Origin of the sequence: Streptomyces sp. NL15-2K (genome assembly GCF_030551255.1) — a bacterium.
In the GTDB taxonomy this organism is placed as follows: domain Bacteria; phylum Actinomycetota; class Actinomycetes; order Streptomycetales; family Streptomycetaceae; genus Streptomyces.
Genome location: NZ_CP130630.1, coordinates 3,928,721 through 3,943,355, shown reverse-complemented (window position 1 = coordinate 3,943,355; position 14,635 = coordinate 3,928,721). Strand labels below are relative to the sequence as shown.

Genomic DNA, 14,635 nt, shown 5'->3' with positions numbered 1-14,635 from the left:
GGCGATGACTGTGGGCGGACCGGTCCCCTCCGGTCCGCCCGACTTCCCCGTTCGTGGCAGTACGCGGCCGTAGCCGGCCGATGTGCGGCCGTACGCAGCCGTATGCGGCGTATGCCTCAGACCGATCCTGCCCCTTGCGGCGGCGCGGGGAACGGCAGGACGGCCACTGTTACGTTGTCGTGGCCCCCGCCGTCGAGCGCGTGGCCGACCAGGACACGGGCGCTGTGCAGGGGCCGCACGGCGGCGTCCAGCGGCACGACCTCGGCCATCTCCCCGGCCCCCTCCGCGTAGTTCCACAGGCCGTCGGTGCACACCACCACCACACCCGGCCGGTCCGGCTTGAAGGAAGCGGTGTGCGGCTCCAGTTCGTAGGCGTCCGCGCCGAGCCAGCCGGTGATCGCGTGGGCGCGCTCGTCCGCGTACGCCTCCGCCTCGCTCATCAGGCCCGCCGCGACCATCTGCGCGGCCCACGAGTCGTCCTCGGTGAGCCGGGCCGGGGGAGCGCTGCGGTCCACCGGCACCCAGTAGGCGCGGCTGTCGCCGACCCAGCCGACGACCAGCAGACCGGAGGTCACCACCGCGCCGACGAGCGTGCAGGCGGGGGCGTTCTGGTGGGGGAGCTGCTCCAGGGCCGTGGCGGGCTCGGCGGCCAGGGAGTTGACCGCGCGGGAAGCGGCGACGATCGCGTCGTGCATCGCCTGCTGCGGGTGCGTGCCGAGCGGCAGGGCCGCCAGCAGCGCCTCGCTCGCCGCCCGGGACGCGGCCAGCGACGCGTCGTCCGGGCGGGTCGCGGAGGACACGCCGTCGCAGACGATCGCCAGGACCGCGGACGAGCCGTCCGGCAGCGCGGCGCAGCCGAGGCCGAACGCGTCCTCATTGCGGTGGTGGCGCAGGCCCCGGTCGCTGACGGCGGCGACCGGGCCGGCGTCCTGCTCCATGTGGTCGCGCTCGCGCGGCTGGGCGTGCCCGCAGTTCTCGCAGTAGCCGTCCCTGTCGACCCGGCCCGCCCGGCACGCCACGCACACCTTGGTGCCCTCGGCAGCGGCCGGGATCGGGACATCGGAAAAGGCGGTGTCGGCCACGCGTGGGTCGGGCGCCTGCAGCACGTACTCGTCGGGCTCCGACGGGTGGTCGAACCGCACGCCCGAGGCCGGGGACACCGGCCCGCCCGTGAAGGGGGGCACCTCGGGCACGGCCTGCAGTTCGCGGCCGCCCGAGTCGGTGCCCTGGAGGTCCGTCGGCAGATGCGTTCCGGCCGGGTGGCCGGAGCCACCGGGCTCGGGCGCGACGGGCCAGGTCATGCCGGGGGTGCCCTCCGGCAGGGTCGTGCCGTTCAGGGCGACGGTCGGGTGGTCCGAAGGCCGTGCGGGCACGGCGGACAGGTCGTATCCGCACGCACCGCAGAAACGGTCACCCGACTCGAGCGGCTCCTCGCAGCTCGGACACCTCGACAGGGCGGTCTGCTGGGGCATCTGCGACATCAACTACACCCATGTCCGGGGGCGGTAACGGTTGGCACGTTCCACCAGGTCGATCCTCTCCTCGCCGCCCCGGGCGAGCCGGGCCAGCGTGCGGTACGAACGCTCCAGGCCGAAGCGCAGGCCCCGCTCGTCCAGGCCGCTGCCGAGCAGCACCCGCCCTCCGGCGGAGGGCGGGACGGAACCCTGGCCACCGGAGAGTATCCAGTCCAGCGCGCAGCCGAGGACTTCCACCGACAACTGCTCACGCCGGGCGGGATCCAGACCGTACGCATCCAGGGCCTCGACCTGACCGGCGGCCGCGGTCAGATCGTCCAGGAAGGGTACGTCGGATGCGGCCGCCGTGCGTTGCCGCAGCCGCGCCCGCACGGCCGCCACGCGCGCGGCCGTGTAGTGGATGGAGGACTCCGGGACCGACTCCAGCGTCCGTACGGCGCCCCGCCGGTCGCCGGTGGCCAGCTGGACGCGGGCCAGGCCGAAGGCGGAGCTCACATAGCTCGGGTCCGTCGACCACACCAGGCGGTAGTACTCGGCGGCGTTGTCCAGCTGGCCGAGCACCTCCGCGCACACGCCGAGGGCGAGCTTGGGCGCGATCTCGCCGGGGAAGGCGTCGTAGATCGCGTCGAAGGCGAGCGCGGCGCCCTCGTGGTCGCCGGTCACCAGCGCGGCCGCGCCCCGGTACCAGACGACCCGCCAGTCGTCGGGGCGTTCCTCCTCCAGCCGGAGCAGTGCCTCGTGCGCGGTGTGCGTGTCGCCGTTCTCCAGCCAGGCGCGGATCTGCCGCAGCCGCGTCTCGGTCGACGGGGCCGGCGCCGCCGCGAGGGCGCCGAGCAGCTCGGCCGGCGCGGTCGTCATCAGGCCGGCCAGGAAACCGGCGTTCGGGTCGCCGGGGTCGACATGCGGGACCGGCAGCGCGAGGGCGGCGCCGGCGGCGTTGACGGGCTTGACCAGGCTCGCCGTACCGCCCGCTGTGATCGCCGGGCGCTCGGCAGGCTCGGAAGCGCGTCCGCGCGCGGGCACGACCCGCGCCCCCAACCGCGACACCTCCCCGGCCGGCTTCGGGAACAACTCCGTGTCGGTGACTTTCACTTCCGGTCCGAACAGCGTCGACAGGGCCGGCCGGGCCCGGCCCGTCTGCACGGAGACGACCTCCCGCAGGACGCCCGTCAGCTGCTCCGCCATCTCCTGCGCGGAGGCGAACCGGCGGGCCGGATCCGGGTCGGTGGCGCGCACCAGCAGCCGGTAGAAGGACTCGTACTGGCGGAAGACCTCGATGTTGTCCGGGTCGGGCAGGGAGTCCACGAACACGTTCGTATAGCCCTGGAAGTCGAAGGTCAGCACCGCGAGCGTGCGGCCCACCGTGTACAGGTCGCTCGCCACCGACGGGCCGACCTCCGCGACCTCCGGCGCCTGGTAGCCGACCGTGCCGTAGATGGCCGACTCCTCGTCGTCCATCCTGCGCACCGCGCCCATGTCGATCAGTTTGAGCTGGTCCTCCGACTGGATGGCGTTGTCGACCTTGAAGTCGCAGTACAGCAGGTTGCGGCTGTGCAGATGGCCGAGCGCCTCCAGGGCCTCGATGCCGTACGCGCACGCCTGCTCCACCGGCAGCGGGTCGCGCCTGCCGTCCGGCGTACGGCGTGCGTTCGCGATCTCCTTCAGGGACTTGCCGCCGACGTACTCCATGACGATGTACCCGTCCAGCGAGCCGGTGCGCTGGTCGAGATGCTCGACGAAGTTGTAGATCCGCACGATGTTGGAGTGCTCGATCTCCGCGAGGAAACGCCGCTCGGAGATCGCCGCCGCCATCGCGTCCTGGTCGCCGGTGTCCAGCAGGCCCTTGAGGACGACCCAGCGGTCGGAGACCGCGCGGTCCACGGCGAGGTAGATCCAGCCGAGGCCGCCGTGCGCCAGACAGCCCACGACCTCGTACTGGCCGTGCACCACGTCGCCGGTCTTCAGCTTCGGGACGAAGGAGTACGGGTGCCCGCACTTCGTGCAGAAGCCCTCCGTACGCCCCGGCAGCTCCCCGCGCGCCCGCCCGACCGGCGCCCCGCAGTCGGAGCGCGAGCAGAACCGCTTCCGCTCGGGTACCTCCGGATTGTCCAGGACCATCTCACGCGGGTCGGGCCGCGGCACGCCCGGCACGTCGACCAGGCCCGCCCCCAGCCGCCCGCGGGACGAGGACCCGGCGCCGGAACCGGAGCTGCGCACCGACACCGAGCGGCCCGTGGACTTGCCCGACACCGCGCGCGAGAGCCGTCCCGACACCGAGCGCCGCGACTTCGACGACTGCGACGACGTACGCGAACTGCGGCTGCTGGAGCGGGAACTCCCGCTCCCCGACGAACCCCGGGAGCCCTTGCCGCCGCCGGTGATCCCGGTGGGCGGTGAGCCGACCATGCCGGTCGACGAGACGACCGGGGCGAGACCACAGGTGTCGCAGTACAGCTCACCGCCGCCCACGTCCTCGTACGACCCCTCGCATTCGGGCCGCTGGCAGGTCTGTTGTGCCTGATTCATGACGACGGCCTACCCCCTTTGTCGCTCACGCTCCGGGCCCCCTACGGTCCTCGGGCCCGCCCTGGCCGGGCACGCGCGGAGTGGCGAGCAGTTCGGCGGCCGCCTGCTGGTAGCGCAGCACGGCCTGTTCGGCGACGCGCAGATCGCAGGGCGCGCTCCACAGCATCCGCCGCGCCGCGTCGTACCGCTCGATGAGGAACGGGTCCTCGGCGAGCCCGTGCCGGGCGACCTTCGCCTTGTACGCGTCGAGCCGGCCGCGCAACTCCGCGCGGACCGCCAGAGGCGCGGTGACCGCGGTCAACGACTCGCGGGCGCGCAGCAGTTCGTCCTCGGCCTTCTGCTCCAGCGACTCCAGGAGCGGCGACAGGCGGTGCCACTGGGCGTGTCTGCGGTACTCGGCGGCCGTCGCCAGCTGCTCCTGCAGCACGGTCGGCGGGCCGCTGACCGCCGGCACCTCCGTGGCGGCGATCTTCGCCAGGACCTCGCCGCGCGCGGTGCGCGCCTCGGCGAGCGTGCGGTCCGCGCGGGAGAGCACGTCCCGCAGCTTGACCAGCCGTGCCTCCGCGTCCTGCCGGACGGTCAGGACGGCGTCGATCTCCCGGCGCACGTCCTCCAGGGCGCGCGCCTCACGGTCGTACACCGTGGTGTCCGGCCTGCCCCCGCCCGGCGCCGTGCTGCCCTCGGCGGGCTTCCAGAACGCGAGCGGGTCGGAGACCACCTGCTCACGCAGGGACGTCAGGGTGCGCGTGATGCGCTCCAGGTCGTCGCCCGCGGGGTGCTCGCCGGGCCGCACGCCGACGGAGTGCGCGAGGCGGCGCGTGCGCTGGAGCTCCGCGGCCAGGAGATCGATCCGGGCGGGCAGCGCCGACCACACGGCGTCGGCGGCGACCACCATGTCCAGCGAGGTCGCGTACAGCTCGTTCATCCGGTCCACCAGCGTGACCAGGGAGAACTGTTCGCTGAGCTTGCTCGAACCGCCGTGCAGCGTCGGTGCGTTGGCGGTCGCGGTGGCAGAGCCCGCCACCGTGACGGACTCGCCGCGCAGCAGCTCGGTCAGCTCCACCAGGTCGTCACGGCTGGACCAGCGGCGGCGGGCGCGGATCTCCCGCGCGGAGCGCAACGCGTCGCTGTACGCGTCGAAGTACGCCCACAGCAAGGTGATCGACGCCTCCGTGGCCTGCCAGCGCTCCTTGGTCGTGCCCGTGAGCTCGGCGCCTTCGAGGAGTCTGCGGCCCGCGTGGTCCTGAAGGGCGAGGAGCGAGGTCTCGATCGCCTCGTGCTCCGCGCCGAGCCGCGCCAGCGCACGGTCCACCTCGTCCCGGTCCATCACCGGCCCGGCGGGGTCCGTGACGCCCATCGATCACCTCTCGCTGCGTTGTGTTCCGGCGGGTGCGTTGTGTTACGTCGGGTTCTCTGTCCTTGGTGCGCTGTGGATATGCGGCGCGTTGCTGATCTGCGGTGTGTTGTTGATCTGCGGTGTGTCGTCGATCTGCGGTGCGTTGTTGATATGTGGTGCTGTTCCGTCAGCTCTTGCGCAGGTACTGCGGTGACGGCGGTTGCGCTTTCGCGGAGTTCTTGCCCAGTGTCGCCGACAGCCACTTGTCGTACGACGCCTGCCAGCCGCCGACGGTGTCCTGCCGGTACTCCACCAGGATCTGGTTGACCCGGCGTACCAGATCGTCGGCGTCCTTCTTCATCGCCACGCCGTAGTACTCGGTGGTGAAGGGGGAGCCCCTCAGTTCGACCGTCGGGTCCTGCGCGGCCTGGCTCGCGGCGAGCGCGCCGTCGGTGACCACGGCGTCGACCTCCCCGAGCTGGAGCCTTACCAGGCAGTCGAGTTGGTTGGGGACCGTCGTCGCGATGTCGGCGGAGGAGACGAGCTCGCCCGCCTTCTGGTCGCCGGCCAGCTTGGTGTTCGCCGTGGAGCCCTTGGCGGTGCAGATCCTCTGGTCCGCGAGCGAGCCGTCGTACCCGGTGATCGTCGAGGACTTGGGCACCAGGAGCTGCTGGCCGGTCTTGAAGTAGGGCGCGGAGAACGCCACTTCGCCCAGCCGCTCACAGTTGATCGTCATCGTCCGGACGACCATGTCGACGCGGCCGTCCTTGATCGCCGGGATGCGCTGGTCGGTGGGGATGGCCTTGAACTGGACCGCGTCCGGGTCGCCGAGTATGTCCTCGGCGATCCGGTGGACCAGGTCGATGTCGAAGCCCTCCAGGTCGGCGCCGGCGCCGCTGTTCGGGTCGCGGTAGCCCCAGCGGAAGCTGTTCTGGTCGACGCCGACGATCAGCTTGCGCTTCCCGCCCTGGCGGCTCCTGATCGCGTCGATCGTGGCGCCGTCCGCGCCCGACGGGGACAGGGTCTGCTTCTCCGGGGCCTCGCACTCCGCGTCGGCCCGCGCCTGGATGCCGTGCGTGACGCCTCCGCCGCCGGTGGCCGTGCCTCCGCTGTCGGTTTCAGGCTGGATCAGCGGCAGCAGCAGCGCGAAGACCACCGCCAGGGCGCACACGACCGCCATCGCACCCACACCGCCCCAGCCCCTCAGGACGGCCCGCAAACGTCGTCCCCGCATCGTCACGCCCCCTTTCATCGGGTTCATCGGGCCCTCACCGGTATTCCGACAGCCTGCGGCCGATGCCCAGCACCGCGCCGGCCGCGCCCAGGACCGCGAGAGCGGCGGTGCCCACCGGCAGCCCGGACATCGCGCCCACCCCGTCACCGGCCGCCTGCTTGAACTCGGTCTCCTCATGATCGAGCGCCTTGACGAGATTCGCGTCGACACTGTCGAAGCACTCGCCGGTCGCGCCCTTGGCGCCGATCACCTTGTCCAGCGCCGCTTCGTAGTTGCCGTTCTCGTCCTGTGCGCGGGCGTCGGTGTGGCGTTTCTTCCACTCCGTCATGTTCCCCACGGCCGCCGTGACCGGCTGCTCGCCGGTGCTGTCGTCGGCGAGCTTCTCCGCCTCGGTCAGGCCCTTGCCGAGGAGGCTCATGTTCGTCTGGAAGTCGTGGTCGTAGGCGTCGACGGTGTTGTCGCCCACCTTGACCGTCTCGGCGCCGCGGGCCACCAGCGTCAGGTTCTCGTTGCCGCGGGCCTTCAGGGAGGCGATGCGGGCGTCGTGCAGCACCTTCAGCGAGCGGACGCCGTGGTCGTAGGAGTCGTTCAGGTTCGCGCGCGCGACGCTGTGGCCGACGACCAGCCACAGCAGCACCACCGTGGCGGTGGCCGTGGCGGCGACCAGGCCGTGGTTCAGGACGCGGTTGGTGCGGCGGTAGTTGCGGTGCTGGGCCCAGGCGAGCGCGGCCAGTGCGAGGACGCCGAGGCCGATCGCCGCCCAGGGGTAGGGCGTGGCGGCGGCGTAGTCGGCGCGCAGGCGCTCGTTCTCCTTCTTGTAGAGGTCCTCGGCCGCCGGGAGCATCTGCTCCTGCATCTTCTCGTTGGCGTACCGCAGGTAGGCGCCGCCGACCGGGAAGCCCTGGCGGTTGTACGTCCGGGCCCGCTCGACCAGGCCCTTGTACTCCGGCAGCAGCCGGTTGAGCTTGGCCACGGTCTGCGCCGACGGGGAGTCGGGTTCGGAGTTGGCGGCGGCCTGGACCAGGCCCTCTGCGGCGGTGTCGATGTCCTTCTCGTACCGGTCGCGGGAGGCGGGCGTCTCCTGACCGCCGGCCAGGAAGCCACTGGAGGCGGCGGTGTTGGCGTCGGCCAGCGCGCGGTAGATGTCGGCGGCGGAACTGAGCGGCTGGCTGTTGTTCAGCACGTCGTCGGCGGCGGTGGAGCGGTCGGTCGTCTGCCAGGCCGTGACGGCGCCGAAGGCGACGACGAGGAGGGCGAGGACCGCGCCGATGATGCGGAGCCGGCCGGGTTCGGTGGTGGCGGCGGCGCGTAGTCGGTCGACGCCCTCGGCGAAGGCCGTGCGGCGTGGGGGCGTGGGTGTGGACGTGGGCGTGGGTGCGGTTGCCTGCGGCGCGGGGGCGGCGGGGACGGGAGGCGCGGTTGGGCCGGGTGCGCCGGGTGCGCCGGGTTGTGGAGGCACGGCCGGCATGGTGGGCATGCCGGATCCCGGTGGTGGTGCCGCGCTGCTCTTCGGGTGTGTCACTGTGACCTCCCCCATGGTCATCCGTCGCCGCAAGTATCGCTGCCGGGACTGACATCCGCACCGGCCTTGGCTGGATCTTGATCGGATCGCAGCGGAATGCCTGCCGGCGGCTTGGCGGTGTCCCGCCGCACCACCCCCTGCCCATGAATACGCCGTCGGAATCGGTTCGGTTCCCTTGTGGGGGCTTGCGAGGGCTTGTGAGGGTGGTGGGTCGGGGGATGCCAGCGGCGGCCTGCGCGGGTTCGGTGGGGGTGCGCGTAGCGCGTGCGGGTGGGTGGTGGGTCGGGGACGTGTCGGGGGTGTCCGTCCTCGGAACGGCGCGGAATCGGCCACTTACCAACTCGCCCGTGTTGACGCGCCAACCGCTGCGGGCGGACACCCCCCGACACGTCCCCGTCAGGGTCGTCGGCGCGACCACCACCCGGCGGTCCGGAGACCGTCCGATTCCTGCGGGAACTGGTCGAGGAGCTCAAGGCCGACGGCTTCGTCGCCCCGTCGCGCGGGGCAGCCCGAGAGCGTCGCTGATGAGCTGAGGTTCCCTGGGCGATCCTGGGGTTTTCCTGGATGCCGGGAAGTGGTCCGTCGTGCTGGGCGGGGTTTGGACGCCTGCCGTGGGACCGTGGGCCGTCGCCGCCGGGTGCGGTGCGGGTGCTCATCGTGTGCGGTACCTGCCGCCTGTGGCGCCGCCGGCTGCGGCGATTCGGAGGCTGGGGTATCCGCCCCGCCGGACGCTTTCCGCCCGGTGTGGACCCGGGCGGGGCGGGGACCCCGCGTCGCTTTCCTGGGCACGGGGCGGATTCTCAAGGAGACCGGAATCGTGACTGCTGCTCTCACCGGCCTCGCAGTGACACGCACGCTACCGAATGCACCATCACGCTCCCGCACCTCACGATGAACAATCACCGGAAAGTGCCATAAAAGGCTGATCTCACCACATTGAACACCACCCCGTGATACCCAGTCGCACCAAGGAGCCACAGGCCATCAGGAGCACTGCGCACGACCCTGGCTGCCCCGTCGGCTTAGCGTCCAGGCGGGGGTACTGCGCGCTTCACTGCTCGTAGTACGCCCGCACCTGCTCCTGCACCGCCAACGACACCCCCATCCGGTCCAACCCCAACAGTGCCGCCCCCAGCACCGGACTCGCCGTCACCACCCGCGGTACGGCCTTGGGCGCTCGCTCCGCCAGCAGGTCCCGTACGCCATCGTCCAGTTGGGGGTGCCGGGCGGCCAGGACGCCGCCGCCGAGCAGGACCGGGGTCTCCTCGTCCAGCAGGTCCAGCCGGGTCAGCGCCACCGTCGCCATGGTCGTCACCTCGTCGGCCAGGCGGTCGACGAGGGCGCGGGCCACCCGGTCTCCGGAGGCCGCCGTGGAGAAGAGGACCGGCGTCAGTTCGTGGCGGCGGGTCGGCTCGACGTGTTCCAGGTGCAGTGCCTCGATCAGGGCGTACATGGACGGCAGTCCGAAGTGGGCGGGGAGGGTGCGCGCGAGGGCCGTAGGGGCGCCGCGGCCGTCCTCCGCGCGGGCCGCGTGCCACAGGGCCTCCTCCGCCAGGCCCCAGCCGCCGCCCCAGTCGCCGGAGATGCGGCCGAGCGCGGGGAAGCGGGCGGTGCGCCCGTCGGGGCGCATGCCGACGCAGTTGATGCCCGCTCCGCAGACGACGGCGACACCGCGCGGTTCGGTGACGCCGGCGCGCAGGACCGCGAAGGTGTCGTTGCGGACCCGCACGCTCGTGCCCCACGCGCGCGCGTGCAACGCGGCCGCCAGTTGTTCCTCCTCCACCGGGAAGTCGGCGTTGGCCAGGCAGGCGGAGACGTGGTCGACGGAGGTGACCCGGGCGGTGGCGAAGGCGCGTGCCACCGTTTCCGCCACCTTGTCCACCGCCGCCTCGACGCCCACCGCAGGCGGCCGGAACCCGCCCCCGCGGGCCGTGGCGAGGACGGTCCCGTCGGCCGCCACGACCGCCACGTCGGTCTTGCTGTTGCCCGCGTCTACGGCGAGGACACTTGCGGTCAGGCCCACGCGAGATGCTCCCGGTTGTGTGCGATCAGTCGGTCGGTGAGCGATTCGGCGTACTCGTACTGGGCGATGAGGGGGTGGGCGAGGAGGGCTCGGAAGACCCGCTCGCGGCCGCCGCGCAGGGCGGCCTCCAGGGCCAGGTCCTCGTACGTCGTCACGCTCGCCATCAGGCCCGCGTACAGCGGGTCCACCGTCGGCACGGGCAGCGGTGTCGCGCCCTTCCCGCCCACCGCCGCCTGTACCTCGATCACCGCGTCGGAGGGGAGGAAGGGGAGCGTGCCCCGGTTGTACGTGTTGACGACCTGGTAGGGGCTCCCGCCTCCGCCCAGGAGCCCGGCTGCCAGGTCCACCGCCGCCTCCGAGTAGTAGGCGCCGCCCCGCTTGGCGAGGAGGTCCGGCTTCGAGTCGAGGGCCGGGTCCGCGTACATCTCCAGCAACCGGCGTTCCATCGCGGCCACTTCGGCCGCCCGGGAGGGCTTCGTGCGCAGTTCCCGTACGACCTCGTCGTGCGCGTAGTAGTAGCGCAGGTAGTAGGACGGGACCACTCCCAGGTGGTCGAGGAGGGGGCGGGGGAGGTGCAGGTCAGCGGCGATCTTGTCGCCGTGGTCGGACAGGAGTTCGGGGAGGACGTCCTCGCCCTCCGGGCCGCCCAGGCGTACGCCCGTCTCCCAGGTGAGGTGGTTGAGGCCGATGTGGTCCAGGTGGACATCCCGGGGCTCCATGCCGAGCAGCGCCGCGAACTTCCGCTGGAGGCCGATCGCCACGTTGCACAGACCGACCGCCTTGTGGCCGGCCTGGAGCAGGGCGCGGGTGACGATGCCGACCGGGTTGGTGAAGTCGATGATCCAGGCGTCCGGGTTGGTACGGCGGACCCGTTCGGCGATGTCCAGGACGACCGGGACCGTGCGCAGGGCCTTGGCCAGGCCGCCCGCGCCCGTGGTCTCCTGGCCCACGCAGCCGCACTCCAGGGGCCACGTCTCGTCCTGCTCGCGGGCCGCCTGGCCGCCGACGCGGAGTTGGAGCAGCACGGCGTCCGCCCCTTCGACGCCCGCGTCGAGGTTGTCGGTCGTGACGATCCGGCCGTCGTGGCCCTGGCGGGCGAAGATGCGGCGGGCCAGTCCGCCCACCAGCTCCAGTCGCCCGGCCGCCGGGTCCACCAGGACCAGTTCCTCGATGGGAAGGGTGTCCCTCAGGCGCGCGAAGCCGTCGATGAGTTCCGGTGTGTAGGTCGAGCCTCCGCCGACCACGGTGAGTTTCATACGTGGTTAACCCTTCACTCCGGTGAGCGTGACGCCCTCGACGAACGCCTTCTGCGCGAAGAAGAACACGAGGATCACGGGGGCCATGACCAGAACGGTGGCGGCCATGGTCAGGTTCCAGTCGGTGTGGTGCGCGCCCTTGAACGACTCCAGGCCGTAGGAGAGGGTCCAGGCGCCGGGGTTCTCGGAGGCGTAGATCTGGGGGCCGAAGTAGTCGTTCCAGGCGTAGAAGAACTGGAAGAGGGCTACGGCGGCGATTCCCGGTTTCGCCATGGGGAGGACGACTTTCAGGAGCGTGCGCAGCTCGCCGCAGCCGTCCACCCTCGCCGCGTCCAGGTACTCGTTCGGGATGGTCGTCAGGAATTGGCGTAGGAGGAATATCGAGAACGCGTCACCGAACGCCATCGGGATGATCAGCGGCCACAGCGTGCCGGACAGGTCCAGCTGCTTCGCCCAGAACAGGTACATCGGGATGATGACCACCTGCGGCGGCAGCATCATCATCGAGATCACCAGCATGAGCGACAGATTGCGGCCCCGGAAGCGGAACTTGGCGAGCGCGTACGCCACGGGAATCGAGGACACGACGGTGAGGACGGTGCCCGCGCCGGCGTACAGGAGCGTGTTCCTCCACCAGGTCAGGAAGCCCGGCGTGTCGAAGACCTCGCGGTAGTTGCCCCACTCCCAGGTGTGCGGGATCAGGTCGCGGCTGAGGGCCTGGGTGTCGCTCATGAGGGACGTCAGGAACACGAACACGAAGGGGAGGGTGAAGAAGAGGGCCGCGGCGAGTCCGAGGGAGTGGATCGCGATCCATTCGAGTACGGCCCTGCGGCGCGCCGTGCGTTCCGCCGACGTGGGTGCCGTCAACTCGACGGGCCTGTCCAGTACTTGGGTCATGGTCAGTCACCTGCCTGGATGAGACCGCCCCGGCGCCGCATCAGGAACGCGGTGAAGGCCATGGAGAGGGCGAAGAGGACGAGGGCGACGACGCACGCGGAGCCGTAGTCGAAGCGCTGGAAGCCGAGGTTGTAGACGAGCTGGGGGAGGGTGAGCGTGGACTTGTCCGGGTAGCCGGGCTCGAACTGCGTGCCCGCGCCCTGGATCACGCCCGAGGCGACCTTTCCGGCGATCAGCGGCTGCGCGTAGTACTGCATCGTCTGGATCACGCCGGTGACCACGGCGAACATGACGATCGGCGAGATGTTGGGGAGGGTGACGTAGCGGAAGCGCTGCCACGCCGAGGCCCCGTCCAGCTCGGCCGCCTCGTACTGCTCCTGCGGTACGTCGAGCAGCGCGGCCATGAAGATGACCATCAGGTCGCCGATGCCCCACAGGGCGAGCAGGGTGAGGGCCGGCTTGGACCAGGAGGGGTCGTTGAACCAGCCGGGGGCCGGCAGCCCGATGCTCTCGAGTATCGAGTTGACCGGGCCCGTGCCGGGATTGAGGAGGAAGGCGAAAGCCATGGTGGCCGCCACGGGCGGGGCGAGGTACGGCAGGTAGAACAGGGTGCGGAAGACACCCGTGCCCGTCTTGATCTTCGTGATCAGGATGCCGACGCCCAGGCCGAAGGCGACCCGGAGAGTGACCATGACGAGGACCAGCCACAGGGTGTTGCGCAGGGCGGGCCAGAAGAGGGGGTAGTGCTCGAAGACGTATGTCCAGTTTTTCGTTCCGCTCCACGTCGGCGGTTTGAAGCCGTCGTAGTGCATGAACGAGAAATAGACCGTAGAGATCAGCGGATACGCGAAGAAGACCGCGAAGCCGATCAGCCAGGGCGACATGAAGGCGGCCGTACGAAGCGCCGACCGGCGGCGCTTCGACGCGAGCGTGATCGTACTCATTACTTCGCCTGTGCGATATCCGTGTCGATCTGCTTGGCCGTGGCCGCCAGGCCGGCCTTGAGGTCCTTGACCTTGCCGCTCTCGTAGGCGTACCCGAACTCCTGGATCGTTGCGAGGTACACGCCGCCGTTGACGGAGGCGGGAGTGGTCGTGGAGTTCGGGTTCGCCGCGATCTCCAGGAACGTCTTGAAGCGCGGGTCGTACTTCAGCTTCGGGGATTTCAGGGCCGCGAGCGTGGACGGCACATTGTGGATGGCGTTGGAGAAGCCCACCACCGCGTCCGTGTCCGTGGTCATGTACTTCACCAGCTCCCAGGCCGCGTTCTGCTTCTTGCTGGTGGCGGCGATGCCGGCGATGGTCCCGGTGATGTAGCCCTTGCCGTACTGGTCGGCCTGGTCGTCGGGGACGGGCAGCGGGGCGACGCCGATCTCGAAGTCCGGCTTGGCGTCCAGGGCCATGCCCAGGCGCCATTCGCCGTCGAGCTGCATGGCCACCTGGCCGGTGTGGAAGGGGTGCTTCGGGCCCCATTCGTCCCCGAGTGTGGAGCGGTACTTCTCCAGCCGCTTGTAGCCGCCGAGTTCGTCGACGAGCTTCTTCTGGAGGGTGAAACCGGCCTTGAATGCGGGGTCCTTGGCGACGTTCGACTTGCCGCTGGAGTCGAAATAGGTCGGGGAGAACTGACCGAGGTAGTGCTCGGTGGTCGTCTCCCAGCCGTGGTAGTTCGGCATGAAGCCGAGCTGCTTGTAACTGTCACCGTCGGAGATCGTCAACTTCTTGGCGTCGGCCTCGAATTCGGACCAGGTCTTCGGCGGGCTGTCGATGCCCGCCTTCTCGAATGCCGTCTTGTTGTAGTAGAGGCCGTAGGCGTCGCCCAGCAGCGGGACGCTGCACCGGTTCCCGTCGAACTGGGTGTACTCGTTCATCGCCTTCGGGAAGGTCTTCTCCGGGTCGACGCCCGACTTCTCGAAGAAGGGGTTGAGGTCGATCAGGGCACCGGAGGTGCAGAACTTGCCCACGTTGTTGGTGGTGAAGGAGGAGATCACGTCGGGCGCCTTGTCGCCACCCGCCCGCAGCGCCTGGTTGATCTTGTCGTCGGTCATGTTGCCGACGACGTTCACGTGGATGTTGGGGTGGGCCTTCTCGAAGCCGGCGACCAGCGACTTCACTGCCTTCACCTCGGCGGGCGCGCTCCAGGCGTGCCAGAAGTTGAGGGTCGTCTCCTGGGAGGCGTCGTCGCTCGCGTTGGAGTCGGACTGGCCGGTGCAGGCGGTGGCGAGGAGGGCGATCGAGGCGGAGGCGGCGAGCGCGACAGCCGCTCTACGGGACATTCCGGGCATGACGGGGTCTCCCTAGGGCAGGGCGAGGTGGGTGAGGGACGGTTCAAGTGGGGGGTTGGCGATTCGGCCGGGGTGTGGCGATTCA

General features: G+C 70.7%; 10 protein-coding genes. All 10 read right to left on the bottom strand.

The genetic code is table 11. The features are described from left to right. Nucleotides 1-116: 116 nt before the first annotated feature. Nucleotides 117-1,484, bottom strand: a complete 1,368-nt coding sequence (locus Q4V64_RS17370) for a PP2C family serine/threonine-protein phosphatase (RefSeq protein ID WP_253267164.1) — start codon at nt 1,482-1,484, stop codon at nt 117-119. Next, complete coding sequence (locus Q4V64_RS17365) at nt 1,485-4,001, bottom strand: serine/threonine-protein kinase (RefSeq protein WP_124442214.1); 2,517 nt, start codon at nt 3,999-4,001, stop codon at nt 1,485-1,487. A 25-nt stretch (nt 4,002-4,026) separates the two neighbouring features. After that, complete coding sequence (locus tag Q4V64_RS17355; RefSeq protein ID WP_124442215.1) at nt 4,027-5,358, bottom strand: hypothetical protein; 1,332 nt, start codon at nt 5,356-5,358, stop codon at nt 4,027-4,029. Between the two features lie 166 nt (nt 5,359-5,524). Next, a complete protein-coding gene (locus Q4V64_RS17350) occupies nt 5,525-6,571 on the bottom strand; it encodes a glutamate ABC transporter substrate-binding protein (protein ID WP_124442216.1) in 1,047 nt (348 codons plus the stop codon). Between the two features lie 34 nt (nt 6,572-6,605). Then, the gene (locus Q4V64_RS17345) at nt 6,606-8,039 is read right to left on the bottom strand and encodes a hypothetical protein (protein ID WP_124442251.1); all 1,434 of its coding nucleotides are present in this window, start codon (nt 8,037-8,039) and stop codon (nt 6,606-6,608) included. Between the two features lie 1,105 nt (nt 8,040-9,144). Next, nucleotides 9,145-10,116 (bottom strand): BadF/BadG/BcrA/BcrD ATPase family protein, encoded by a 972-nt coding sequence (locus Q4V64_RS17340; protein WP_124442217.1) that lies wholly within the window; start codon nt 10,114-10,116, stop codon nt 9,145-9,147. After that, nucleotides 10,107-11,372 (bottom strand): 6-phospho-beta-glucosidase, encoded by a 1,266-nt coding sequence (locus Q4V64_RS17335; protein WP_124442218.1) that lies wholly within the window; start codon nt 11,370-11,372, stop codon nt 10,107-10,109. Before Q4V64_RS17335 ends, Q4V64_RS17340 begins: the two co-directional genes overlap by 10 nt. Before the next feature lie 6 nt (nt 11,373-11,378). Then, nucleotides 11,379-12,269: a carbohydrate ABC transporter permease gene (locus Q4V64_RS17330; RefSeq protein ID WP_124442219.1), complete on the bottom strand. Its 891-nt coding sequence runs from the start codon at nt 12,267-12,269 to the stop codon at nt 11,379-11,381. 2 nt (nt 12,270-12,271) lie between these two features. Then, complete coding sequence (locus tag Q4V64_RS17325) at nt 12,272-13,213, bottom strand: sugar ABC transporter permease (RefSeq protein WP_124442220.1); 942 nt, start codon at nt 13,211-13,213, stop codon at nt 12,272-12,274. Continuing rightward, nucleotides 13,213-14,550 (bottom strand): ABC transporter substrate-binding protein, encoded by a 1,338-nt coding sequence (locus tag Q4V64_RS17320; RefSeq protein WP_124442221.1) that lies wholly within the window; start codon nt 14,548-14,550, stop codon nt 13,213-13,215. The genes Q4V64_RS17325 and Q4V64_RS17320 overlap by 1 nt, the downstream gene beginning before the upstream one ends. Nucleotides 14,551-14,635: the final 85 nt, after the last annotated feature.

Coding starts and splice junctions, on each gene's coding strand:
- Q4V64_RS17330 (WP_124442219.1), bottom strand. CDS start 12,269: ATGACCCAAGTACTGGACAGGCCCGTCGAGTTGACGGCACCCACGTCG.
- Q4V64_RS17365 (WP_124442214.1), bottom strand. CDS start 4,001: ATGAATCAGGCACAACAGACCTGCCAGCGGCCCGAATGCGAGGGGTCG.
- Q4V64_RS17355 (WP_124442215.1), bottom strand. CDS start 5,358: ATGGGCGTCACGGACCCCGCCGGGCCGGTGATGGACCGGGACGAGGTG.
- Q4V64_RS17325 (WP_124442220.1), bottom strand. CDS start 13,213: ATGAGTACGATCACGCTCGCGTCGAAGCGCCGCCGGTCGGCGCTTCGT.
- Q4V64_RS17320 (WP_124442221.1), bottom strand. CDS start 14,550: ATGCCCGGAATGTCCCGTAGAGCGGCTGTCGCGCTCGCCGCCTCCGCC.
- Q4V64_RS17350 (WP_124442216.1), bottom strand. CDS start 6,571: ATGCGGGGACGACGTTTGCGGGCCGTCCTGAGGGGCTGGGGCGGTGTG.
- Q4V64_RS17335 (WP_124442218.1), bottom strand. CDS start 11,372: ATGAAACTCACCGTGGTCGGCGGAGGCTCGACCTACACACCGGAACTC.
- Q4V64_RS17345 (WP_124442251.1), bottom strand. CDS start 8,039: ATGCCGGCCGTGCCTCCACAACCCGGCGCACCCGGCGCACCCGGCCCA.